Annotated in this window: 22 protein-coding genes and 1 pseudogene; 15 read left to right on the top strand and 8 right to left on the bottom strand. The window is 65.7% G+C overall.

The window, feature by feature from the left end; translation table 11 throughout:
• Window positions 1–137 precede the first annotated feature (137 nt).
• From hpf to FBY20_RS12560, 4 genes are all read left to right on the top strand, one after another.
• Window positions 138–476 carry a ribosome hibernation-promoting factor, HPF/YfiA family gene (gene hpf, locus FBY20_RS12575; RefSeq protein ID WP_056319592.1) on the top strand — a complete coding sequence of 113 codons (339 nt, stop codon included), beginning with the start codon at window positions 138–140 and terminating at the stop codon, window positions 474–476.
• Window positions 477–814: 338 nt separating this feature from the next.
• Window positions 815–1,270, top strand: coding sequence for a PTS sugar transporter subunit IIA (locus FBY20_RS12570; protein WP_056319588.1), 456 nt, complete (start codon window positions 815–817; stop codon window positions 1,268–1,270).
• Between the two features lie 20 nt (window positions 1,271–1,290).
• Complete coding sequence (hprK, locus tag FBY20_RS12565; protein WP_006216298.1) at window positions 1,291–2,217, top strand: HPr(Ser) kinase/phosphatase; 927 nt, start codon at window positions 1,291–1,293, stop codon at window positions 2,215–2,217.
• Window positions 2,218–2,242: 25 nt separating this feature from the next.
• The gene (locus FBY20_RS12560; RefSeq protein ID WP_142052431.1) at window positions 2,243–3,676 is read left to right on the top strand and encodes a PLP-dependent aminotransferase family protein; all 1,434 of its coding nucleotides are present in this window, start codon (window positions 2,243–2,245) and stop codon (window positions 3,674–3,676) included.
• Here the strand turns inward: FBY20_RS12560 and FBY20_RS12555 are convergent.
• Together FBY20_RS12555 and FBY20_RS12550 are read right to left on the bottom strand one after the other, a co-directional pair.
• Entirely contained in the window at window positions 3,673–4,956 is a 1,284-nt protein-coding gene (locus FBY20_RS12555) for a cytochrome c (protein WP_142052428.1), read from the bottom strand. The genes FBY20_RS12560 and FBY20_RS12555 overlap by 4 nt on opposite strands.
• A 12-nt stretch (window positions 4,957–4,968) precedes the next feature.
• On the bottom strand, window positions 4,969–5,727 hold the full coding sequence (locus FBY20_RS12550; RefSeq protein ID WP_142052425.1) for a c-type cytochrome: 759 nt from the start codon (window positions 5,725–5,727) through the stop codon (window positions 4,969–4,971).
• A gap of 193 nt (window positions 5,728–5,920) precedes the next feature.
• Between FBY20_RS12550 and rapZ the strand changes: the two genes are divergently transcribed.
• Together rapZ and FBY20_RS12540 are read left to right on the top strand one after the other, a co-directional pair.
• Complete coding sequence (gene rapZ / locus FBY20_RS12545) at window positions 5,921–6,793, top strand: RNase adapter RapZ (RefSeq protein WP_056319767.1); 873 nt, start codon at window positions 5,921–5,923, stop codon at window positions 6,791–6,793.
• Window positions 6,790–7,749: a septal ring lytic transglycosylase RlpA family protein gene (locus tag FBY20_RS12540; RefSeq protein WP_056319581.1), complete on the top strand. Its 960-nt coding sequence runs from the start codon at window positions 6,790–6,792 to the stop codon at window positions 7,747–7,749. The genes rapZ and FBY20_RS12540 overlap by 4 nt, the downstream gene beginning before the upstream one ends.
• 82 nt (window positions 7,750–7,831) lie before the next feature.
• Here the strand turns inward: FBY20_RS12540 and FBY20_RS12535 are convergent, their stop codons facing one another.
• Window positions 7,832–8,416: a methylated-DNA--[protein]-cysteine S-methyltransferase gene (locus FBY20_RS12535; protein ID WP_056319578.1), complete on the bottom strand. Its 585-nt coding sequence runs from the start codon at window positions 8,414–8,416 to the stop codon at window positions 7,832–7,834.
• A gap of 3 nt (window positions 8,417–8,419) precedes the next feature.
• On the bottom strand, window positions 8,420–9,355 hold the full coding sequence (gene rsmI, locus FBY20_RS12530) for a 16S rRNA (cytidine(1402)-2'-O)-methyltransferase (RefSeq protein ID WP_056319577.1): 936 nt from the start codon (window positions 9,353–9,355) through the stop codon (window positions 8,420–8,422).
• 64 nt (window positions 9,356–9,419) lie between these two features.
• On the opposite strand from rsmI, the gene FBY20_RS12525 reads away from it, so the two are divergent.
• The 4 genes from FBY20_RS12525 (at window position 9,420) to FBY20_RS12510 (ending at window position 11,811) form a co-directional block, all read left to right on the top strand.
• The gene (locus tag FBY20_RS12525) at window positions 9,420–9,899 is read left to right on the top strand and encodes a YraN family protein (protein WP_056319574.1); all 480 of its coding nucleotides are present in this window, start codon (window positions 9,420–9,422) and stop codon (window positions 9,897–9,899) included.
• 84 nt (window positions 9,900–9,983) lie between these two features.
• A complete protein-coding gene (locus tag FBY20_RS12520) occupies window positions 9,984–10,577 on the top strand; it encodes a phosphoheptose isomerase (RefSeq protein ID WP_056319572.1) in 594 nt (197 codons plus the stop codon).
• Window positions 10,574–11,320 (top strand): BON domain-containing protein, encoded by a 747-nt coding sequence (locus tag FBY20_RS12515; protein WP_056319569.1) that lies wholly within the window; start codon window positions 10,574–10,576, stop codon window positions 11,318–11,320. The genes FBY20_RS12520 and FBY20_RS12515 overlap by 4 nt, the downstream gene beginning before the upstream one ends.
• Window positions 11,317–11,811, top strand: coding sequence for a peroxiredoxin (locus FBY20_RS12510; RefSeq protein ID WP_056319566.1), 495 nt, complete (start codon window positions 11,317–11,319; stop codon window positions 11,809–11,811). The genes FBY20_RS12515 and FBY20_RS12510 overlap by 4 nt, the downstream gene beginning before the upstream one ends.
• A gap of 118 nt (window positions 11,812–11,929) precedes the next feature.
• Here the strand turns inward: FBY20_RS12510 and FBY20_RS12505 are convergent, their stop codons facing one another.
• Window positions 11,930–12,718: a MetQ/NlpA family ABC transporter substrate-binding protein gene (locus FBY20_RS12505; RefSeq protein ID WP_142052422.1), complete on the bottom strand. Its 789-nt coding sequence runs from the start codon at window positions 12,716–12,718 to the stop codon at window positions 11,930–11,932.
• A 274-nt stretch (window positions 12,719–12,992) separates the two neighbouring features.
• On the opposite strand from FBY20_RS12505, the gene argB reads away from it, so the two are divergent.
• From argB to FBY20_RS12480, 5 genes are all read left to right on the top strand, one after another.
• Complete coding sequence (argB, locus tag FBY20_RS12500; protein ID WP_013396740.1) at window positions 12,993–13,895, top strand: acetylglutamate kinase; 903 nt, start codon at window positions 12,993–12,995, stop codon at window positions 13,893–13,895.
• A 43-nt stretch (window positions 13,896–13,938) separates the two neighbouring features.
• The gene (locus FBY20_RS12495) at window positions 13,939–14,685 is read left to right on the top strand and encodes a pyrimidine 5'-nucleotidase (RefSeq protein WP_062839048.1); all 747 of its coding nucleotides are present in this window, start codon (window positions 13,939–13,941) and stop codon (window positions 14,683–14,685) included.
• A gap of 53 nt (window positions 14,686–14,738) precedes the next feature.
• On the top strand, window positions 14,739–15,314 hold the full coding sequence (gene slmA / locus FBY20_RS12490) for a nucleoid occlusion factor SlmA (protein WP_056319559.1): 576 nt from the start codon (window positions 14,739–14,741) through the stop codon (window positions 15,312–15,314).
• 303 nt (window positions 15,315–15,617) lie between these two features.
• Complete coding sequence (locus tag FBY20_RS12485) at window positions 15,618–17,111, top strand: DASS family sodium-coupled anion symporter (RefSeq protein WP_056319553.1); 1,494 nt, start codon at window positions 15,618–15,620, stop codon at window positions 17,109–17,111.
• 9 nt (window positions 17,112–17,120) lie between these two features.
• Window positions 17,121–18,170, top strand: coding sequence for an Ldh family oxidoreductase (locus FBY20_RS12480; RefSeq protein WP_056319551.1), 1,050 nt, complete (start codon window positions 17,121–17,123; stop codon window positions 18,168–18,170).
• 515 nt (window positions 18,171–18,685) lie between these two features.
• Here the strand turns inward: FBY20_RS12480 and FBY20_RS12475 are convergent.
• The 3 genes and pseudogenes from FBY20_RS12475 to mrdA form a co-directional block, all read right to left on the bottom strand.
• A pseudogene (locus tag FBY20_RS12475) lies at window positions 18,686–19,917 on the bottom strand (IS256 family transposase).
• A gap of 742 nt (window positions 19,918–20,659) precedes the next feature.
• A complete protein-coding gene (rodA, locus tag FBY20_RS12470) occupies window positions 20,660–21,796 on the bottom strand; it encodes a rod shape-determining protein RodA (protein ID WP_056319549.1) in 1,137 nt (378 codons plus the stop codon).
• Window positions 21,793–23,721, bottom strand: coding sequence for a penicillin-binding protein 2 (mrdA, locus tag FBY20_RS12465; RefSeq protein ID WP_056319545.1), 1,929 nt, complete (start codon window positions 23,719–23,721; stop codon window positions 21,793–21,795). Before mrdA ends, rodA begins: the two co-directional genes overlap by 4 nt.
• Window positions 23,722–23,723: the final 2 nt, after the last annotated feature.

Genomic DNA, 23,723 nt, shown 5'->3' with positions numbered 1-23,723 from the left:
TTGCGGTAGGTCAGCTTGTTTTATCGGCCCGAGTCTATACACTAGTACTAAACGAACCTGCTTATTGAAGGAGAACGCCTAACGACTTCACCGCGCCTTTTGCGCACCTTTTTCCTCTTTTAGAAGGAGAGCACACTATGAACCTGAGCATCTGCGGTCGTCACCTCGACGTCACCCCGGCCATCCGGGAATATGTCATGAACAAACTGGCGCGAGTGCTGCGGCATTTCGATCACGTCATCGATACCCAGGTCATGCTCTCAGTAGAGCCCCTGCGGCATAGAGCCGAAATCACCATGCGACTGAGCGGCAAGGACATTCATTGTGAAGCAACCGATGAAAACCTCTATGCAGCCATCGACCTTCTTGCTGACAAAGTCGACCGTCAGGTCATCAAGCACAAGGACAAGGTAAGAAGTCATTCAGCAGAGTCCGTGAAGCGGCAAGCGGCGACCCTCTCGCCACCCCAGCAGTAACGCGCTTCATGACCGCTCACCTGAGCGACTAGCCGTACAGGGATCCCAGGATCCTGCCTAAGTCCCGGTGTCCCGCTAGACCTTGTGTCCAGCCGGGGCATCGGCAAAGTCCCCTCCCCCCCTCGTTTTTCATCCCGCTGGCGACTGCCGGCCGATTGGCGTTTTCCGTGGCTTTTGCCGGACGTGCGCCGCGCCGTGATGATCGCCACCCCCAGAATGCCCACAACGCGCCGCGATCAGACTATGCTGTCGCTCTTGTGCCCCGATCGCTTCCGGTCGTCCGAAACGTCCGGGGCGGTTGATTGTTGCAGTGCGTCATATAACCCTATAATGCCCTGATGAATCATTTGTCGCGCATCCTCCCCGCCGGCAACGTCGTGCTCGATATGCTCGCCACGAGCAAGAAACGTGCGTTCGAACAGGCCGGTCTGCTTTTTGAAAACAACAACGGCTTGGCACGCGCGCTCGTGTTCGACAGCCTTTTTGCCCGCGAGCGTCTGGGGTCAACCGCCCTCGGTCAGGGCGTGGCCGTGCCGCACGGCCGCGTGAAAGGTCTGGAACAAGCGCTGGCGGCATTCATCCGCCTTGCCCAGCCCATCACGTTCGACGCGCCCGACGGTCAACCCGTGTCGATGCTGCTGTGCCTGCTGGTGCCTGAAACGGCCACGCAGCAGCACCTGGACATCCTGGCCGAACTCGCCCAACTCATGTCCAACAAGGCATTGCGCGAGGCGCTGGCCACCGAGCCCGATCCGGCCATCGTGCACAGAATGCTCACGACCGGCCAACTCTGATCCCACGCGGAATCGCTGCCATGCTCACGGTGCAGGAACTCGTCGACGACAACGCCGACAAAATCCCTTTTAACTGGATCTCGGGCCAAGGCGCGGCGGACCGCGCGATTCCCGATGACGGCATGGCGGCCGCCGACCTGGTCGGCCACTTGAACCTGATCCACCCGTCTCGCATCCAGGTGTTTGGCCAGGAAGAGCTGGCGTATTACACGCGCTTCGACCTGCGCCGCCGCATGCACCACATGGACGAGCTGCTGATCGGCGGCGTCCCTGCGATTCTGCTGGCCGATGGCCTGACGCCGCCGCAAGACCTCGTCGACCAATGCGACCAGCACCAGGTACCGCTGCTGTCCACGCCGGTCGCGGCCGCGCAACTGATCGACCTCTTGCGCATCTATCTGGGCAAGAAGCTGGCGCCCACCACCACGGTGCACGGCGTGTTCCTGGACGTGCTGGGACTGGGCGTGCTGATCACGGGCGAATCGGGCCTGGGCAAGAGCGAACTGGCGCTGGAACTGATCTCGCGCGGCCACGGCCTCGTGGCCGACGACGCAGTCGAGTTCTCGCGCACCGCGCCCAACATGATCGAAGGCCACTGTCCGCAATTGCTGCAGAACCTGCTGGAAGTCCGCGGCCTGGGTCTGCTCGACATCCGCACCATCTTTGGCGAAACCTCGGTGCGCCGCAAGATGCGGCTCAAGCTCATCGTTCACCTGGTGCGTGCCACCGCGCAGGACAAGTTCGAACGCCTGCCGCTGCAAGACATCACGCAGGACATGCTGGGTCTGCCCGTGCGCAAGGTGATGCTGCAGGTGGCCGCGGGCCGCAACCTGGCCGTGCTGGTCGAGGCGGCCGTGCGCAACACCATCCTGAAATTGCGCGGCATCGACACGCTGGGCGAATTCATGGAACGCCAGGCCATGGCGATCCTCCAAAGCAGCAAATGAGCCCGCGTCGTCGCCCTGCGGCATCGTGAGCCTCTACGAGACCCTGGCCGACGAGATCGCCACGTCGATCGCAAGCGGCGTGCTGCGCGCCGGCGACAAGCTGCCCTCCGTGCGCGACGCGTGTGCAGCGCGCGGCGTCAGCCCCTCGACGGTGTTCCAGGCCTACTACCTGCTTGAAGCACGCGGGCTCATCCGCGCGCAGCCGCGCTCGGGCTACTACGTCAACGCCCCCGCCGAATCGCTGCCGCCCGAACCCGGCGCCTCATGCCCCGACGGTGAATCGACCGAACTGGCGATCAGCGAACGGATCTTCGACATCCTGGGCTCGGTGCGCAATCGCGATGTCACCCCGCTGGGCTCGGCCTTCCCCTCGCCGCTGCTCTTTCCGCTGCCGCGCCTGGCGCAGGCGATGGCCACGCATCTGAAGCGCCAGGACCCGCGCGACACCGTTGAAGATCTGGCGCCCGGCAATCCGCGCCTGCGCCGGCAGATCGCGCTGCGCTACCTGATCGGCGGCATCAACCTGCCCGCCACCGACATCGTCGTCACGAATGGCGCGCTCGAAGCCCTGAATCTCTGCCTGCAGGCGGTCACGCAGCCGGGCGATACCGTCATGGTGGAAGCGCCGACGTTCTACGGCGCATTGCAGGCGCTGGAACGCCTTGGGCTGAAAGCGCTGGAAGTGCCCACGCATCCGCGCACCGGCATCGACCTGGACGCGATGCAGGCGGCCATCCTGCGCCACGCGCCGCGCGCCTGCTGGCTGATGACGCAATTCCAGAATCCGCTGGGCTGCCTGATGCCCGACGACAACAAGCGCCGGCTCGTCGAACTGCTTGCCCGGCACGACATTCCGCTGATCGAAGACGACGTCTACGGCGAGCTCTACTTCGGCGCGACGCGGCCCGTTCCCGCCAAGGCCTACGACACGCGCGGGCTGGTGCTGCACTGCTCGTCGTTTTCGAAATGCCTTGCGCCCGGCTACCGCATTGGCTGGGCCAGCGCCGGGCGCTACGCCCACCAGGTGCAACGGCTGAAACTGTCATCGACGCTGTCGGCGTCCGGCCCCGCGCAGGGCGCGATTGCCGAATACCTGGAACAAGGCGGCTACGATCGCCATCTGCGCCGGTTACGGCAGACCTTGCAGGCGCAGCAGGAGCGCATGGCCGACGCCATCGCGCAGGCCTTTCCCGCCGGCACGCGCGTGACGCGGCCGCAGGGCGGATTCTTTCTTTGGCTGGAACTGCCGGCCGCCGTGGAGGCACTGTCGCTGCACCGCCAGGCGCTGGCGCGCGGCATCAGCGTGGCGCCCGGCCCGATCTTCTCTGCCAGCGGCCAATTTGGCAGCGCGCTACGCCTGAACTACGGGCACCCGTGGGACGCAAGCACCGAAGCGGCGATCCGCACGCTGGGCGACCTGGCGCACGAGGCCTGCCGCGCCGCCACCGCCGGGCGCTAGTTCAACGTCGACGACGCCCGTGCGCGCTTGACCTCCAGGCCGCTCACCGCGCCTGCGTCGTTCCCCCAACTGTTGCGGATGTAGGTCACCAGCATCGAGATGTCGTTGTCGTTGAGCACCTGGCCGAACGGCGGCATGCCGTGCGGACGCGGGTTTGCGGCCGTGGCCGGGGCGTAGCCGCCGTCGAGCACCATGCGGATGGCGTTCACGGGCGATGGCGCGGTCACCGTGGGATTGCCGGCCAGCGCGGGCCAAGCCGTGCCGCTGCCTTTGCCGTCGGCCTGGTGGCATTGCGCGCATTGCTGGCGGTAGAGCTTGCCGCCCAGTTCCATGGCTGCGGGCGCGGGGATGGCGGCGCGCGCATCGGTCGCGGGCGGCGTGGCGGGCAACGACTTCAGATAGGTGCCGATGGCAAGGGCGTCGTCGTCGGTCAGGTGCTGGGTGCTGCCCAGCACGACTTCGGCCATGGGTCCGCTGACGGTCGAATGCGCCGAAATGCCGGTCTTGAGCAGCGCGGCAATGTCCTGCGCGGACCAGCGCCCCATGCCGGTCTGCATGTCGTTCGTGAGCGGCGGCGCGTACCAATCCAGCACCGGAATCACGCCCCCCGCCAGCGCGTCGCGGGTGCGCGTGGCGCCCAGGCTGTTGCGCGGCGTATGGCAGGCCGCGCAATGCCCCAGCCCCTCGACCAGATACCGGCCGCGATTCCATTGGACCGACTGGCCGGGATCAGGCGCTTGCACGCCAGGCTTGAAGTACAGCGCGCGCCACGCCGCCAGCAGCGCGCGTTGGTCGTACGGGAAATCCATGTCGGGCGGACGGTTCGCCTGCTTGACGGGCGACACGCTGCGCAGATAGGCAAAGAGCGCGTCGGCGTCGCTGCGGTTGACCCGCGTGTACTCGGTGTACGGGAACGCCGGATACAGCAACGTGCCGTCCTTCGATTTGCCGTTGTGCAGCGCCTGCCAGAAGTCGTCGGCCGTCCATGCGCCGATGCCGGTATCCGGATCGGGCGTGATGTTCGGGCCGTAGACCGTGCCGAACGGCGTGGGAATGGGCGTGCCGCCCGCAAACGTCTTGCCCCCCTGGCTGGTGTGGCAGGCCATGCAGTTGCCGGCCAGCGCCAGATAGCGGCCGCGTTCGATCAGCGTGGCGCCCTCGGCTGCCGCGGCAGTGGGCCCGGTGCTGGCATCGTCACGCGTGCCCAGCCAATACAACCCGCCGACGGCCGCCACGGCCACCAGCAACAGGACACCCAGAACTCTTTTCATCAGCGTCATTCGCGGCCCCGTTCAGCGTTGCGCCTGGCTGCCGCATTCCGCGGGCAGCCGGACCGAATTCGCGGCATCAGGCACGTAGGGCTCGACGACAGGCTGCGACGACAGCCAGGCCGCGAGTGCGCCGATGTCGGCAGGCGTGAGCTTGTGGGAGATGTCGGCCATGCAGTCCGGCGCGGCGGCGCGGCGCAGGCCGTTCTTCCAGCTGCCGATCTGCGCGCCGATGTAATCGCGGGGCAGCCCCAGCAGGCCGGGAATCGCGGGCAGCATGCCCGAGAGCGCCGCGCCATGACAGGACGCACAGGCCGGCAGGCCGCGCGCCGCGTCGCCATCGCGGGCGAGCTTGCGGCCAGCGTCGAGCGTGGCCGCGGACACGTCCGCGCGCACGGGCGCCGGATACGGCACATGCTGGTCGGCAAAATACGCGGCCATTTCGCGCAGGTAGTCGTCGGGCAGTCCCGCCAGCAGGTGCGTCATGGGCCGGTACTGCCGCCGGCCGTCGCGAAAATTGAGCAGTTGATGGTAGAGATAGTCTTGCGGCTTGCCGGCCAGCCGCGGGTAGTAGCCATCGGCACCCGCCCTGCCCTGCACGCCATGACAGGCCGTGCAGGCCGCCACGCGCGCCGCCATGGTGTCGGGCTGCAAGACCGGCGGGTCGGGCTGCTGCGCCAGCGCGGGCGCGGACATAAACACAACAGCCGCCGCGGCCAAGGCCCTTGGGATCGTCCAAAACCGCAGCAGTGAAACACTACAAGAGGAAATGAGGGCTAACATCTAGGTCGAATTCCAAACCCCGAATCGAGACGGCGGGGCGCGTAAAGTGGAACTGCGATGGAACTGCGGAGTGTGCGGCCCCTAGCTTACGTCAGGGCAAGCAGCAGGGAACAGAAGCAGTTCCTGAGTTTATGGCCATATCAGATGCTATCCCGCCGGCATCGTCCTGGAAAAGCGTGCCACAATCATGTCCATGTTGAAAGTCGTCCTCGTCACCGGCATTTCCGGCTCCGGCAAATCCGTCGCGCTGCGCATGCTCGAGGACGCAAGCTACACCTGCGTCGACAATCTTCCCGTTCGCTTCCTGACCGAGTTCATTGCCCAGGCGCGCGATGACGGCATGGAGCGCGTGGCGGTCGCCATCGACGTGCGCTCGCCGGGCGAACTTGCCGAACTGCCCGATGTGGTCACCGCGTTGCGCGCCATGGGCACCAGCCTGCGGGTCGTCTTCCTGGATGCCAACACGGCCACGCTGGTGCAGCGTTATTCCGAATCTCGCCGCCGCCATCCGCTGACCGACCGCCTGCAGCGCGGCGGCACCGCGCCGTCGCTGACCGAGTGCATCGCCCTGGAAAGAGAACTGCTGGCGCCGCTGCGCGAGCAGGAACACGTCATCGACACCTCGGACCTGACGCCCGGCCAGCTTCGCGCCTGGATCCGCGACCTGATCAAGGCAGACCGCGCGCCGCTGGTGCTGACGTTCGAATCCTTCGCGTACAAGCGCGGCGTGCCCGGAGACGCGGACCTGGTGTTCGACGTGCGCTGCCTGCCCAATCCCCATTACGACCGCAATCTGCGCCCGCTGACGGGCCGCGACGAGCCCGTGGCCACGTGGCTCGCGGGATACGAGCAGGTGGGTCTGATGATCGACGACATCGCGGGCTTCCTGAAACGCTGGCTGCCGCTGTACACGCAGGACACCCGCAACTACCTGACCGTGGCCATCGGCTGTACCGGCGGCCAGCACCGCTCGGTCTACGTGGTGGAACAGCTGGCGCTGCGCTTTGCCGATCACGACCCGCTCCTGGTGCGCCACCGCACGCAACTGCCCGACGAAACCGCATGACGCTTTCCCGCCCCCTACATCTCATTTCCGTGCTGCTGCTGGCGATCGCCGTGGCAGGCTGCTCGACCAGCGGCGGACGCAAGAAGGGCGGTTACTACAAGGACGACGGGCCGGATGCCAATCCGCCGTCGAACCTGGACCAGATTCCAGACGCCGTGCCCAAGCTGGAACCCTACGCCAGCGGCGCAAACCGGCCCTATGTCGTATTCGGTCAGCGCTACGTGCCCGACACCAGCGGACAGCCCTACAAGAAGCGCGGCATCGCGTCGTGGTACGGCAAGAAGTTCCATGGCAACTCCACGTCGATCGGCGAGACCTACGACATGTATGCCATGACGGCCGCGCACACGACGCTGCCGATTCCCAGCTATGCGCGGGTGACCAGCCTGGTCAACGGCAAGACGATCATCGTGCGGGTGAACGACCGCGGGCCCTTCCACAGCGACCGCATCATGGACCTGTCATACGTGGCCGCCTACAAGCTGGGCATCATCGGCCCGGGCAGCGGCCAGGTGGTCGTGGAAGCGATCCAGGCCGACGAGATCCGCCGGCTGGCCTCGCAAGGCGCGCCCGCGGCCCCCGCGCCGGAGCCGGAATCGGCCACAGGCTCGACGCCCGTGATGGCGCCCGTGGCCGCCACGCCCGTGGCGCTGACGCCTGAGCCCCTGGCGCCTGCCGCGCCCAGCCCCGCGCCGATGCGTCCAGCGTCCGGCGTGGCCAGCGGCAGCGTCTACCTGCAGGTGGGCGCGTTCAGCCAGCCCGCCAATGCGCAGTCGCTGGTCAGCCGCATCAACACGCAACTGGGCGCCGAAGGCGCGCCTGCAGCGACGGTGGAACAGACCAACAATCTTTACCGGGTGCGAATCGGTCCGTATCCGGACCGCCAGAGCGCGCTCAATGCCGTGCCGCTCGTGTCGGACCGCATCGGCATTCTGCCGACCATCGCGTCGCAATAACGCATCGCGGTAATTGGCCAAGCCGGCGGCCAAGTCTGCGGCCAAATCAGCGCCCAAATAAGCGGCCGGGCGCCGGGCTTGCCTACCAGGACAGCTCTGCCTGCCCGTCGCACACCCGGCGGGCGCGCGCGCTGCGGCTGAGATAGCGATTGCCCTCGTGGGCCAGCAGCGCCTGCTTGCGGGGCAACCCGCCGCCAAAACCCGTCAGCGACGTGTCCGCGCCGATCACGCGGTGGCACGGAATGATGATGCTGATGGGGTTACGGCCCACTGCGCCGCCCACCGCCTGCGCGCCCTTGGGCCGGTCCACGGCGCGGGCCAGCTCGCCGTAGCTGGTGAGCACGCCGAATTCCAGCGCGCACAGCGCATGCCAGACCTGATGCTGAAACGTCGTTCCCACGGGGTCGAGCGTCACGTCGAACACGCGCCGCTCGCCGGCGAACCACTCGTCCAGTTCGCGCCGCGCCTGCTCCAGGAAGGGGTCGCTGCCGGACAGCGTCCAGCCTTCCGGCGACGGCAGCAGCGCCTGATCGGTGAACCAGGCGCCGCGCAACCCCTTGGGACTGGCGACCAGGCGCATCTCCCCCAACGGCGTCGGCATGTCGCGATAGGTCAGCCGCTCGTTCGGGTCGGCCGGTTTGTTGGACACGAGCGTCGAATACGCCATGGATTATTCCTGCGACTTCTTGCGCGCCAGGGCGCGGTTGTACAGAACGTCGCGAGGCTGGCCGGTCACCTTGGCCGCGACACGCGCGGCATCGCGCACGGACAGCGATTCCAGCAAGGCGTCCAGCAGAACGTCGTGGGCCGGGTCCGCGTCCTTGTCCGCGGCCGCTTCGGGCTCGGCATGGACGATCAGCACGAATTCGCCCTGCTCGCGATGCGGATCCGCGGCCAGCCAGGCAGACGCCTCGCTCAACCGGAAGGTGCCGATCTCTTCGAAACGCTTGGTCAGTTCGCGCGCCACGGTCAGTTCGCGGTCGGGACCGCACACCTCGAGCAGATCGGCAAAGGTGGCCGCCAGCCGGTGCGGCGACTCGAACATCACGACAGGCGCGGGCAATGTGCACCACTGGCGCAGCCAGCGCTGGCGCGCCACGGCCTTGGGAGGCGCAAAGCCCGCGAAGGCGTAGGCGGGGTTTTCGTCCGTGGTGACGCCGCTACCCATCAGCGCGGCGATCACGGCGCTGGGGCCGGGCACCGGCACCACGGCATAGCCGGCGGCGCGCACCGCCCGGACCACCCGCGCGCCGGGGTCGCTGACCGCGGGGGCGCCGGCGTCGGACACCAGCGCCACGCGCTGGCCTTGCGCCAGGCGCTCGCAGATGGCCTGCGCCGCGGCTGCCTCGTTGTGGCGGTGCGCCGCCATGAGCGGCGTGCCCACGCCCCAGGCATCGAGCAGCGTGCGGCTGGCGCGCGTATCTTCGGCAGCAATCACGTCAGCCCGCTGCAGGGCGTGCCAGGCACGCAGGCCCAGGTCGCCCAGATTGCCGATGGGCGTGGCCACGACATACAGCGTCGAGGTGGGCCAATGCTGGCCGGCCACGCGTTCCGACACGCGGGACCAGGCATCGCCGGCAACGGGAGGTGAGACGTTTTGATTCATTGCAGCCTGCAGACTCGGAAAACCATGTCAGTGTAGCCGCCTATGCCCGCTGCCTTTGGAATCCATGACGGACGACACCCTGCGCCTGGCCTGCGAACTTGCCCTGGCCGCCCGACGCCGCGCCGCCAAACGCCGGCGGCGCACCGGACGCACGCCGGCCGACCGTCCGCCCCCGCGCCGCTCGCCCACGCAGCGGCGCGGCGATCATCATGAAGCGGCCGCGCTGCGCCTGCTGCTGGCGCACGGCCTGACGCTGCTGGCGCGCAACCTGGCCTGCCGCGCCGGTGAAATCGATCTGGCCATGCGCGACGGCAACACGCTCGTCTTCGTGGAGGTCCGGGCGCGCGCCAATCGCCGGTTCGGCGGGGCCGCCGCCAGCATCGGCCGGGAAAAGCAGGCGCGGCTGGCGCGGGCGGCGGCGCTGTGGCTGCCCGAACTGGCCCGCCGCCACTGGCAAGGCGCGCCCCCGCCCGCCCGTTTCGACGCGGTGGTTTTCGACGACGGCGAGCCGGCCTGGCTGCGCGGCGCTTTCTGGCTGCCCTGATCCGGCTGGCAGTCCGGCGCCGGCCCTGGGCGATCGTTGCGCGCGGACAGAACCGCGGCCCGGCCCCGTGAGATAATCGCGCCCATGGATATGACCTCTCGTATGACGTCGCACTTTCGCGACGCCATGGCCGCTCACGAACAAAGCATGAACGTCCTGGCCGAACCGCTGGCCGTGGCCGTGGACGTGCTGTTCGGCGCCCTGGCGAACAACGGCAAGATTCTGGCTTGCGGCAATGGCGGCTCGGCCGCCGACGCGCAACATTTCATCGCCGAGCTGGTGGGCCGCTTCGAACGCGAACGCCTGCCGCTCGCGGGCATCGCGCTCAATACCGACACCTCCATCCTCACGGCGGTCGGCAACGACTACGGCTTTGACGAAGTCTTTGAACGGCAGGTCAACGCCTTCGGGCAGGCCGGCGACGTGCTCGTGGCCATTTCCACCAGCGGCAATTCGCCCAACGTGGTCCGCGCCATGGAAGCCGCCAGCGCACGCGAAATGCACGTCCTGGCCCTGACCGGCAAGGGCGGCGGCGTCATGGGGGAACTCATTACCCCGATGGACGTCCATCTATGTGTTCCCAGCGATCGCACCATGCGCATCCAGGAAGTCCATATTCTGCTGTTGCACGCGCTGTGCGACGGCATCGACGCTCTTCTGCTTGGAGACACCGAATGATTCTTGACGTCAGACCCGCAGTCCGCCCGCTGATGCTTGCCGCCGCGTTGTCCACCGCGGCGCTTTCGCTGACGGCCTGCGCGCCTTTGATCGTGGGCGGCGCCGCCGCCACCACGGCGGTCGTCGTCACCGACCGCCGCACGTCCGGCGTCCAGCTCGAAGACCAGAACATGGCGTTCAAGGCGCAGAACCTGATCTCCCAGAAGCTGGGCGATACCGCACGCGTCAATGCCATGGCCTACGGCGGCCACCTTCTGTTGACGGGCGACGTGCCCTCCGAAGAAGCCAAGAACCAGGCCACCACCATTGCCCAGGGCGTGGAAAACGTGAAGCAGGTCATCAACCAGCTCAATGTCGGCCCCATCGCCTCGTTTGGCCAGCGCTCCAACGACACCTGGCTGACCTCCAAGGTCAAGACCGCCCTGCTCAACACCAAGTACGTGCCCTCCGGCACCATCGCCGTCACGACTGACCGCGGCGTCGTCTACCTGATGGGCAAGGTCACCCAGGCCGAAGGCGACTACGCCGCCAACGCCACCGCCGACGTGGGCGGCGTGACCAAGGTGGTCAAGCTCTTTGAAACCATCAGCCGCGAAGAAGCCATCCGCCTGTCGGGCAGCGGCTCCAAACCCGCAACCACGGAAAGCAAGGCGCCCATCGAAAGCGGCACCGGTCCGGCCACCGACAATGCGGCCGGCACCGGCGGCACGAGCGGCGGCGTCGAAGCAATGCCCATCAAATGAAAAAAGCCATCGTAGCGCTCGCAGTTCTCGTCGCAGTCGGCATCGGCGCGTGGTTCGCCATGCGCCCGGCCCAGACCGCCCCCGACGTCACCTTCACCACCCTGGAAGGCAAGACGTTCTCGATGCAGGACCTGCGCGGCAAGGTCGTGCTGGTCAAGTTCTGGGCGACCAGCTGCGTCACGTGCGTCAAGCAAATGCCCGACACCATCTCCGCCTACAACGAGTATGCGGACAAGGGGTATGAGGCCATTGCGGTCGCCATGAACTACGACCCGCCCAACTTCGTGCTGAACTTCGCCGAGACCCGCAAGCTGCCGTTCCCCGTTGCGCTGGACACCAAGGGCGACATCGCGCGCGCCTTCGGCGACATTCGCCTGACCCCCACGGCGTTCCTAATCGACAAAGAGGGACGCATCATCAAGCGTTATCTGGGCGAATACGACAAGGCCGAATTCCACGCCACGGTGGAAAAGGCACTGGCCGCCGGCTGATCCGCCCACGCAAGCAGCCCCCAAACAAAACGCCGCCCGCAAAATAACGGGCGGCGTTTTGTTTGGGGGCTGCCGAAGGGCGGGAGCGGGCGGCTCACAGCCACCCGCGCGACGTGCATCAGAAGGCGGGAACCACCGCGCCCTTGTACTTTTCCTGGATGAAGGTCTTGACCTCCGGCGAGTGCAGCGCGTCGACCAGCTTCTTGATGCCCGGGGCATCCTTGTTGTCGCTGCGGGTGACCAGCACGTTGGCGTAGGGGGAATCGGCGCCTTCGATGAACAGGGCGTCCTTGGTCGGCACGAGGCCGGCTTCCAGCGCGTAGTTGGTGTTGATCAGCGCCAGGTCCACGTCGTCCAGCGCACGCGGCAGCATGGCCGCTTCCAGTTCGCGGAACTTCAGCTTCTTGGGGTTCTCGACAACATCCGCGGCCGTGGCCAGGATGTTGGCCGGGTCCTTGAGCTTGATGACGCCCTGCTTTTGCAGCAGCACCAGTGCGCGGCCGCCGTTGGACGGGTCATTGGGAATGGCGACCGTGGCGCCGTCCTTCAGGTCCGACAGGCTCTTGATCTTCTTGGAGTAACCGCCGAAGGGCTCGACGTGGACCAGCGCCACCGGCACGAGGGTCGCCTTGCGGTCCTTGTTGAAGCTCTCCAGGTACGGCTTGTGCTGGAAGAAGTTGGCGTCCAGCTGCTTGTCCGCCAGTTGCAGGTTGGGCTGCACGTAGTCGCTGAACACCTTGATGTCGAGCTCCACGCCTTCCTTGGCCAGCTTGGGCTTGACCACTTCAAGGATCTCGGCGTGCGGAACCTGCGTGGCGCCGACGACCACCTTCTCGGCATGGGCCGCATTGGCGGCAACCAGAAGGACCGACGCCACCAGGGCGGAACGGACGAAGTTCAAACGCATGTCTTGCCTCTTTATGTATGAAAAACGGGGATAGATGTCCCCGCAGGTTCGGGCGAGCCCCCTTTTGCGGGGCCAGCCGTTGTGAAAACGCCCCCAATTTACCTGAATGCCGGTTATTTGTCGGGCATAAGGACATGGCTTTGCAGCATAAGAAACCTGTGGGGACTACAATCCGTCGTATGCTTGCGCTAGCCGCGTTCCAACCGCGTTCTTGTGCAGGCATTTTTTTAACGCCCGCTAACTTACTTGTTATTTATTTGCCGACTTAGCTGCCATGACCGACACCCCCGACCCTGCTGCCGTTTCGTCTCCCGCCGTCAAAGCCGCCGTGCTGTCCGAGGCTCTGCCGTATATCCGACGATTTCACGGCAAGACCATCGTGGTCAAGTACGGCGGCAACGCCATGACGGAAGAGCGATTGCAGCGCAGCTTCGCGCACGATGTCGTGCTGCTCAAGCTGGTGGGTCTGAACCCGGTGGTGGTCCACGGCGGTGGTCCGCAGATTGATGACGCCCTGCGCCGCATTGGCAAGCAAGGCACCTTCATCCAGGGCATGCGCGTCACCGACGCCGAGACCATGGAAGTCGTGGAATGGGTGCTGGGCGGCCAGGTCCAGCAGGACATCGTCATGATGATCAACGAGGTCGGCGGCAAGGCCGTGGGCCTGACCGGCAAGGACGGCGGCCTGATCCAGGCCCAGAAGAAACTGATGGCCAACAAGGACAACCCGTCCGAGCCCATCGACATCGGCTTCGTGGGCGACATCACCATGGTCGAACCGGCCGTCGTGAAGGCCCTGCAGGACGACCAGTTCATTCCCGTCATCTCGCCCATCGGCTATGGCGAAGACGGCACGGCGTACAACATCAATGCCGACGTGGTCGCCGGGAAGATGGCCGAAGTGCTGGGCGCCGAAAAGCTGCTGATGCTGACCAACACCCCCGGGGTGCTGGACAAGGGCGGCAAGCTGCTGCGCAGCCTGTCCGCCCAGACCATCGACGAGCTCTTTGCCGACGGCACGATCTCCGGCGGCATGCTGCCCAAGATCTCGTCCGCGCTGGACGCAGCCAAGAACGGCGTGAACTCGGTGCACATCGTCGACGGCCGCGTGCCGCACTGCCTGCTTCTTGAAATCCTGACCGACCAGGGCGTCGGCACGATGATCAGCTCGCACTGATGCAGCCCGATTCCGCAGCACTGCGCGCCGTGAGCCTCTCATGATGCAAGCGCGTCGCCAGCTGCTGCGGCCGGCGGTCCGCATGCGCCGGTCGCGCGGGATCGCCACGGGCGCGCCCGAGCGCCTGTGGCTCTTCGACCTGGACAACACGCTCCACGACACCTCGCACGCCATCTTCTCCAAGATCGATCACGGCATGACGATGGCGGTGGCCGAGGCGCTCAACGTGGACGTGGATGCCGCCAACCTGGTGCGGTCGCAGTACTGGAAACGCTACGGCGCCACCATGATCGGCATGGTGCGGCACCACGGCGTCAATGCGCATGACTTCCTGCATCGCAGCCATGACTTCGACGTCGCGCCGCTGATGCGGTCGGAAAAGGCGCTCGCCGACAAGCTGCGCCGCCTGCCCGGCCGCAAGGTGCTGCTTACCAACGCGCCGCTGCACTATGCGCGGTCCGTCCTGTCGCACCTGGGCATCCTGCGCCAGTTCGACAGCCTGTGGGCCATCGAGCACATGCGGCTGCATGGCCAATACCGTCCCAAGCCCTCGGCGGCGCTGCTGCGCTACGTGCTGGCGCGCGAAGGCGTTCCCGCCCACCGCGCCGTGCTCGTGGAAGACACGCTCGCCAACCTGCGGGGCGCCCGCGTGGCGGGCTTAAAGACGGTCCACGTCTACCACCCCGGCACGCCCTTCGGCCGCGGACGCTCGCACCGTCCGGCCTACGTCGACTTGCGGGTAAACTGCGTCAGTGATTTGTTGTTACGCCGACGCCCCCTGCGGGCCTGACGGCGCGCTCCACTCCCCCTCCACCCGTCATCCTGCGCGAAGCAGTCCCTTCCATGGCGAGCAAACCCGGCGAGCGCAAGACCCAGATTCTGCAGACTCTGGCCGAAATGCTGGAGCAGCCGCACGCGTCCCGCATCACCACGGCCGCGCTGGCCGCGCGCCTTGAGGTTTCCGAAGCCGCCCTCTACCGGCACTTCGCCAGCAAGGCGCAGATGTTCGAGGGGCTGATCGAATTCATCGAAACCAGCATCTTCACGCTGGTGAACCAGATCGCCACCGCCGAACCCTACGGCGTGCCGCAGGCGCACAAGACGGTCGCCATGCTGCTCACCTTCTCGGAACGCAACAAGGGCATGACGCGAGTGTTGACCGGCGACGCGCTGGTCACCGAAGACAACCGGCTGCAGGAACGCATCAACCACATCAACGATCGCATCGAGGCGTCGCTAAAGCAGTCGCTGCGCATCGCGATCACCGACGGCGGCCTGCCGCAGGAAGCCAATGTCGCCGCGCACGCCAGCCTGCTGACGCATCTGGTGCTGGGCCGCTGGCTGCGCTACGCCCAAAGCGGATGGCGCGTCACACCCACGCTGCATCTGGACGAACAACTGCGGCTGGCCTTGGGCTGAACCGCCTGCATTAGCGTCATTTCACGGAACAATGCGCGCGGCCAGTGCGGGGCAAAACGTATTCATCGTGACCCGATTGGTTCGTGTAAATGCAACACCCGCTTGCTTGCCCCTCGCTGGGGGCGACGAGCATAATGCCCAGGACGAGTTTTCCACAAGCACAGTTCTCTACTCGCTTGACGTTCATCAATACGGGTTTTCCTCAATGCCGTCACGATCATCCTGTAGCGTCGACACACCGATTTGATTGACCCCGTGCTCGCGGGCGGTGTTTCGTCAGTTTGACCTCAACCGGAGAAGGATATGGCCGCGGAAACCGCAGTCCCCGCCTCGCAAGCCCCCAAGAAAGCCAAAATCCCAATCGGGCTCGTCGCCGGCATCCTCGTGATGATCGGCGTTTTAATGATGCCCTTGCCGGCAGACCTGCCCGTCGCAGGCCACCGCATGCTGGCAATCCTGGCGTTCGCCGTGGTCGTCTGGATCACTGAAGCCGTCTCCTACGAAGCCAGCGCCATCATGATCACGACGCTGATGGCCTTCCTGCTGGGCACCGCACCCACCATCAAGGATCCCAACGTGCTGTACGGCACGTCGGCCGCCATCAGCATGGCGCTCACCGGCTTCGCAAATTCGGCGCTCGCGCTGGTCACCGGCGCCTTGTTCATTGCCGCCGCCATGACCTTCACGGGGCTGGACCGCCGCATCGCGCTGGTCACGTTGTCCAAGGTGGGCACCAGCACGCGCCGCATCCTCATCGGATGTATCGCCGTGACGATCGTGCTGAGCCTGGTCGTGCCCAGCGCCACCGCGCGCAGCGCCGCCGTGGTTCCCATCATGATGGGCGTGATCGCGGCCTTCGGCGTGGACAAGCGCTCGAACATCGCCGCCGGCATCATGATCATCGTGGCCCAGGCCACCAGCATCTGGAACGTCGGCATCCAGACCGCCGCGGCGCAGAACCTGCTGACGGTCGGCTTCATGGAAAAGATGCTGGGCGAACGCGTGGCCTGGTCGGACTGGCTGATTGCCGGCGCCCCCTGGTCGCTCATCATGTCCGCCGTGCTGATCGTCATCGTGCTCAAGCTGCTGCCGCCGGAAAGCAACAGCATTGCCGGCGGCAAGGAAGCCGTCGAAAAGTCGCTGCTCGACCTCGGTCCCATGACCGGCGCGCAAAAGCGCCTGATGGCTGTGTCCATCATGCTGCTGCTGTTCTGGTCGACCGAAGGCAAGCTGCACAAGTTCGACACCACCTCGACCACCTACTTCGGCCTCGTGCTGCTGATGCTGCCGCGCTTCGGCGTGATGACATGGAAAGACGTGCAGTCGCGCATCCCATGGGGCACGGTGATCGTGTTCGGTGTCGGCATCAGCTTGGGCACCGCGCTTCTCACGACGCAGGCCGGCCAATGGCTGGGCAACCAGGTGGTGCATCACACCGGCCTGGACCACCTTGGCCCGCTCGCCATCTTCGCCATCCTGGCCGCCTTCCTGATCGTGATCCACCTGGGCTTTGCCAGCGCCACTGCACTGACCTCTGCCATGCTGCCCATCCTGATCTCGGTGCTGGCAACGCTGCCGGGCGACTTCAGCCGCCTGGGCATGACGATGCTGCTGGGCTTCGTGGTCAGCTACGGCTTCATCCTGCCCATCAACGCGCCGCAAAACATGGTGTGCCTGGGCACCGAGACCTTCAACGCCAAGCAGTTCGCCAAGGTCGGGATCATCGTGACCATCGTCGGCTACCTGCTGATGCTGCTGATGGGCATGACGTACTGGCGCTGGCTGGGCTGGCTGTAAGGAATCTTCATGAAGATCACGATTGCCCAAGCCAACGAATACGGCCGCCGGGTGCTGATGGCACAAGGCGTGCCCGAGGACATCGCCCGCGACGTGGCCGAACACCTGGTGGAATCCGACCGTGTCGGCTACACCAGCCACGGCCTGTCCATCCTGACCAACTACCGCCGCGTGTTGTCCGAGGGCCTGGCCCAACCCGACGGCCGGCCAGAACTCCTCAACGACCGCGGCGCCATGCTGGCCTACGACGGCCACCACGGACTGGGCCAGTACGTGGGCAAGGTCGTCATCGAAAAGGCGATCGAGCGCACACAGGAACACGGCCAGTGCATCCTGACCCTGCGCCACAGCCATCACCTTGGCCGCATGGGCCATTTTGGCGAAATGGTGGCGGCCAAGGGCCTGATCCTGCTGGCCTTCACCAACGTGATCAACCGCTCGCCCACCGTCGCCCCGTTCGGCGGCGCTCAGGCGTGCCTGACCACGAACCCGCTGTGCTTTGCCGGCCCCCTGCCTGGCGGACGTCCGCCGTTCATCGTGGACATGGCCACCAGCTCGATCGCGGTGAACAAGGCGCGCGTGCTGGCGGCGAAGGGCGAACAGGCGCCGCCGGGGTCGCTGATCGATGCCGACGGCAACCCAACGACGGACCCGGGCGCGCTCTTCACCGACCCGCCCGGCGCACTGCTGCCATTCGGCGGCCACAAGGGTTACGCGCTGGGACTGGTGGCCGAACTGCTGGCCGGCGTGCTGTCCGGCGGCGGCACCATCCAACCGGAACATCCGCGCATCGGCGTGGCGACGAACAACATGTTCGCGCTGCTGCTGGATCCGCAGGTGGACTTCAATACGGATTGGCGGTCGATGGAAGTCGGCGCCTTCATCGACTACCTGCATGCGTGCAAGCCGCAACCCGGCGTGGAAGCGGTGCAGTATCCGGGGGAGTACGAGGCTCGCAATCGGGCGGTCAATGCGGATTCGGTGGAGTTTGATAGCCGGATTTGGGACGGGTTGACGAAGTTGGCCGTGGAGCTTGGGGTGCCTGAAGCGTTGCCTTGAGGAAGGTTTTGAAACGGCGGCGTTGAAGCGGGGTCGGTGTTAGCGATGGCAGTTTCAATGGCGAAACGTTGAGGCTGGCATTCAGGCGGGTTCTTTTGACGCCCGCCGCAGCGGGGGCTGGGGTGCGCGGGGCTACGATTGCGGTCCGGAGCCTTCGCTCCGGACTGCCCCTTCGTCAACCTCGTACGCCTTCGGCTCCCTTCGGTTTCCCTCGGGCGCATCTACACGCCCCGCGCACCCCAGCCCCCGCTACGACGTGCTCCAGTCGCTTCAGCTTTGCCGGCGGCGGGGCGAGTTGGGTTCTTTAGGTTCTTGCCCACGATGGGGGGAGAGAGAAAGATCTTGCGGTGCCCGCCCCCGGGCGGCCGCGCGGGCGGCCTTCGGGGGCTTACGCGGCGTCTTGCGTCGTGGTGATGACGCTTCGCGTGTGGCTGCGACGGCGGGAGTGTCAGTATTTTTGTGTTTGAGGCGTTAGAAGCCTGATAGTTGTTTCTATCAGGCTTATGGATGCTATCTCAGCGATACGGGTCAGTGAAGCGTTCTGCATAAATCACGGCGAACTGGTTCATAGCGGCCTTCCAGTCGTGCGTGGCGCTGCCCCAGGCTCCGGTGATATTGCGCAAGACCAGCCACAGTAGCTTGGTGGCCGCTTCGTCGCTTGGGAAGTGACCTCGCGTTTTCACCGCGCGGCGCAGTTGGGCATTAATGCTCTCGATCGCATTGGTGGTGTAAATCACCTTGCGGATCGCCGGTGGGAACGTAAAGAACGGGATCACACGGTCCCAGGTCCGGCGCCATGCATCAGCGATCGGCGCGTAGCGTTGGCCCCAAGGGCCTTGCTCGAACTGCACGAGCGCGGCCAGCGCTGCCTCCACGGTCGCCGCCGTGTAGATCGGCCTTAGCGCCGCAGCCACCGTCCGGCGCTCCTTCCAGCTGGCGTATTCCAGGCTGGAGCGGATCAGGTGCACGATGCAAGTCTGCAGCGTCGTGGCCGGGAACACCGCGTTCAGCGCCTGCTCCATGCCCTTTAGACCGTCAGTGACAGCGATCAGGATGTCCTGCGTGCCGCGGGTCTTGAGCTCGTTGAACACCTTCATCCAGAACTTGGCGCCTTCGGTCTGCTCGATCCACAGGCCCAGGATGTCGCGCGTGCCGTCTGGCAACACCGCCAGCGCCAAGTAAACGGCCTTGTTGCGCACCACGCCGTCCTCGCGGATCTTGACCCGCAGCGCGTCGAAGAACACCACCGGATACATCGTCTCCAGAGGCCGCGTTTGCCAGGCCGTGACCTCGTCCATCACCGCGTCGGTCACCGAGCTGACGAACTCCGGCGAGACTTCCGTGCCGTACTGCTCGAGCAGAAACCCTTGGATCTCGCGCACCGTCATGCCGCGGGCGTACATGGCGATGATCTTGTCGTCGAACCCGGTAGAGCGGCGCTCGTGGTTGGGGATCGGGATCGGGGCGAAGCTGCCATCGCGGTCGCGTGGGATCTCCACCCGCAGCGGCCCGTCATCGGTCAGGACTGTCTTGGAACTCTTGCCGTTGCGTTGAGCTCGCCGCCGGCCGGATAGCCCAGGTGGTGGCCCAATTCCGCTCCCAGGGCCCGTTCGATCAGCGCCTTCTTGAACGCCATCGACAGGTCCTGCACCGCCTCGGCGGTCATAGGGCCTTTGACGAATTGATCAACCAACTCTGCGGGAATCGCCGGCAGTTCCCTCAGCGGTGTCTTTTTCTTGGTAGCCATACATGCTTCTTGAGCAACATGTTAGGCCCCAAACACAAAATTTATGACACTCCCGCGACGGCTCAAGGTGTCAGACACCGGCACAAGACGGAAAGCCGACACTCATTCCGCTGTCCGAACCCATCTGCGAATCGCGCCCGGCTCGCCATTAACCGTCACTTGATCTCCAGTGCCCGATGGGCGGCGCGCGTACGGGTCGGCAAGTTGTGGCCGGTGGCCGACGCGCGCCGCCCATCACCGCCCCTCCCCTTGTTCGTGATGCCATCAGCACACAAACCTCCGCCAGCGCGAAGCGCACAACGCCACGACGTCCCACCGGCCCGATGCCGATTGCCGCCGCCCGGGCGGCAGCAATTCGGCAGCCCCGCAGATCCCCTTCCCCGACCACAGGTCTTACAGCGCCACATACCAAAGACCCTCGCAGCACGGCGTCGCGGTCACCGTGGGTGCGAGCGCCGTCGATGCGCCCGAGGGAATCTGAAGGGAGCCGAAGGCGGACGAAGATGACAACGGGGTAGTCCGGAGCGAAGGCTCCGGACCGCAATCGTGGGCGATCGTGCCCACGGTGACCGCGGCGTCGGGCGACCTACGAAGAACTCCGTAGCGCAAGACTATCGCCCTACGCAGAGCTCCACGACACGAAGATCATCGACCTGCAAAGCACTCCACGGCACGAAGATCATCGCCCTAAGAAGAACTCCAAGTCACAGAGACACCGACCGACGAAGAACAACCATCAACATCAAGTCTTCACAGACCGATGCCGACTAATACTCATCATGATCCCAAACGCAATCCCCATCGTGAACAACGCCGTCCCCCCGTAGCTCATGAAAGGCAACGGCACCCCCACCACGGGCAGGATCCCCGTCACCATCCCGACGTTCACGAAGACATAGATGAACAGCATCATCGTCAGCGCGCCGGCCAGCAGGCGGCCGAATTGCGATGAGGCGCGGGACGCGATCGTCAAACCGCGCGCCATCATCAGGCCGTACAGCACCAGGATTGCGATGCCGCCGTACAGGCCGAATTCCTCGGCGTACACCGCGAAGATGAAGTCGGTCGTGCGTTCGGGGATGAAGTCCAGGTGCGTCTGCGTCCCCTTCATGTAGCCCTTGCCGTAGACGCCGCCGGAGCCCACCGCGATCATCGATTGGATCGTGTGAAAGCCCTTGCCCAGCGGATCGGAGCTGGGATTGAGCAGCGTGCAGACCCGGTGCTTCTGGTAATCGTGCAGCACCACCCAGTCCACGTCCGGCTCGCAGAGCTGGTCTTCGTAGTAGACCAGCGTGCCGATGGCGATGATGCCAGCCAGCATGACCGGCACCAGCAGCTTGAACGAGAGGCCGGCAAAATAGATTACGAAAAAGCCGGCGCCGAACACCAGCAGCGCCGTGCCCAGGTCGGGCTGCAGCACGATCAGGCCGAAAGGCGCGGCCAGCATCGCGGCGGCGGCGAGGAAGTCGCGCACGCGGACTGCGCCTTCGTGGCGCTGGAAGTACCAGGCCAGCATCATCGGCACCGCGATCTTCATCATCTCGGACGGCTGGATGCGCGTCACGCCCAGGTTCAGCCAGCGGGTCGCGCCCTTGCTGGTTTCGCCGAAGAATTCGACGCCCAGCAGCAGCACCACCCCCACCACGTAGAACGGCAAGGCCAGCTTCATCAGCAGCTTCGGCGGAATCAGCGCCATCGTCCACATCGCGAAGAAGGCGATGATGAAATTGCGAGACTGCTCCGCAAAGCGCCAGTCGGTGCCGCCGACGGCCGAGTGCATCACCGTCAGGCCCAGCGCCGCGAACATCATCAGGATCGCGAGCAGCGGCCAGTCGAAGGCCGTGAAGACGCGCAGCAGGATCAGGCCAAGGCGCTTCATTGTTGGCGCACCAGGTCGGAGGCGATGTCGTCGACGGTCGCCATGGTGTCCGCGCGCTCGGGACGAACGATCTTGTCCTGGCGGTCCTTGGCCAGCCAGTAGTCGAAGACCTTGCGCGCGACGGGGGCCGCCACGCTGGCGCCCCAGCCGGCGTTCTCGACGATCAGCGCCACGGCGATGCGCGGGTGCTCAAGCGGCGCGAAGCCCATGAACAGCGCGTGGTCGCGCAGACGCTCGTCGATGGCGCTGGCGCGGTAGTGGCCGCCGCGCAGGCTGAACACCTGCGCGGTGCCGGTCTTGCCGGCGGCCTGGTAGGGCGTGTTGGCGAACGCGCGCCGCGCCGTGCCGGCCCGCACCACGTCGGCCATGGCATTTTTGATGACGTCCACATTGGCCTGCTTGAGCGGAATGCGATAGTCGGGCGGCGACTCGGTCGGCTTGGCCACACCCGAGCGCGGATCGCGCACCGCGTGCACCAGGTGCGGACGGCGGTACAGCCCGTTGTTGGCCAGCGTGGAGGTGCCCTGCGCCAGCTGAAGCAGCGTGAACGCGTTGTAGCCCTGGCCCACCGCGACGGAAATGGTCTCGCCCGCGTACCAGCGCTGGCGTTCCTTGTCCTTGTAGGCCGCGCGCTTCCAGTCGGTGGACGGCAGCACGCCGCGCTTTTCGCCTTCCAGGTCGATGCCCGTGATCTGGCCAAACCCGAACTGCTTGGTGAAATCGTGCAGGGCGTTCACGCCGATTTCGGGGCCGAGCGAATAGAAATACGTGTCGGAGGACACGACGATGGCCTTGTGCATGTCCGTCATGCCATAGGCTGCGCCGCCGGCGTTGCGGAACTTCTGTCCGCCGAATTCGTAGTAGCCCGGGTCCGAGATACGGTCGGTCGCGCGGCGCTTGCCCAGCTCCAGCGCGGCCAGGCCCACGAAGGGCTTGTAGGTGGAGCCGATGGGATAGGTGCCGTACAGGGGACGGTTGATCAGGGGATGGTCCGGCGATTCGTTCAGCATGCGCCAATTGTCGACATCGATGCCGTCCACAAAGAGGTTCGGATCGAATGACGGCTGCGACACGAAAGCCAGCACTTCGCCCGTGTCCGGATCGATGGCGACAAGCGCGCCGCGCTGGCCTTCGAACGCCTCTTCGGCCACTTTCTGCAGTCCCATGTCGATGGACAGCATGATGTCCGAGCCAGGAACCGGATCGATGCGGCGCAGCGTGCGCATGGGCCGACCGCCCGCCGTCACCTCGACTTCTTCAAGGCCGGTGCGGCCGTGCAGTTGCTCTTCCCAGGTCTTTTCGATGCCCTTCTTGCCGATGACCTCGGTGCCGCGATAGTTGCCCAGTTGTCCGGCGCGGTCCAGTTCCTCGATGTCGTTGTCGGCGATGCGGCCAATGTAGCCCACCACGTGCGCGGCCGACACGCCCTGCGGGTACTCGCGCACCCAGCGGGCGCGCAGTTCCACGCCCGGAAATTGAAACGCGTGCGCGGCAAACCACGCGGCCTCGGTCTCGTTCAGGTTGTTTCGAAGCTGCAGACTGGCGTAGCGGCTGGACTCGGCGGCGCGGCGCTTGAAGCGGCGCTGGTCGGACGGGCTGATGTAGACGACTTCGGTCAGGCGCTCGAAGAGTTCGTTCATGTTGCCCGCGTGGGCCGGCACGACTTCGAGGGTGTAGGTGCGGTAGTTGCGGGCCAGGACCTCGCCGTTGCGGTCCAGGATCTCGCCGCGGCGCGGGGGGATCGGCACGACCGCGATGCGATTGCGGTCGGCGCGTTCGGACAGGCCTTCGTAGCGGTCGACCTGCAGGTACCAGAACCGGCCCACCAGCACGCCAAAACACACCAGCGCGAAGGCGCCGCCCACCCACGCGCGCAGGCGGAAGCGCTGCTTCTGCTGCTGGCCGGTTTTCTTGAATTCAAACATGA

It is taken from the genome of Achromobacter sp. SLBN-14, from assembly GCF_006715415.1.
In the GTDB taxonomy this organism is placed as follows: Bacteria; Pseudomonadota; Gammaproteobacteria; order Burkholderiales; family Burkholderiaceae_B; genus Achromobacter; species Achromobacter mucicolens.
This window is presented reverse-complemented; position numbering and strand designations above follow the sequence as displayed.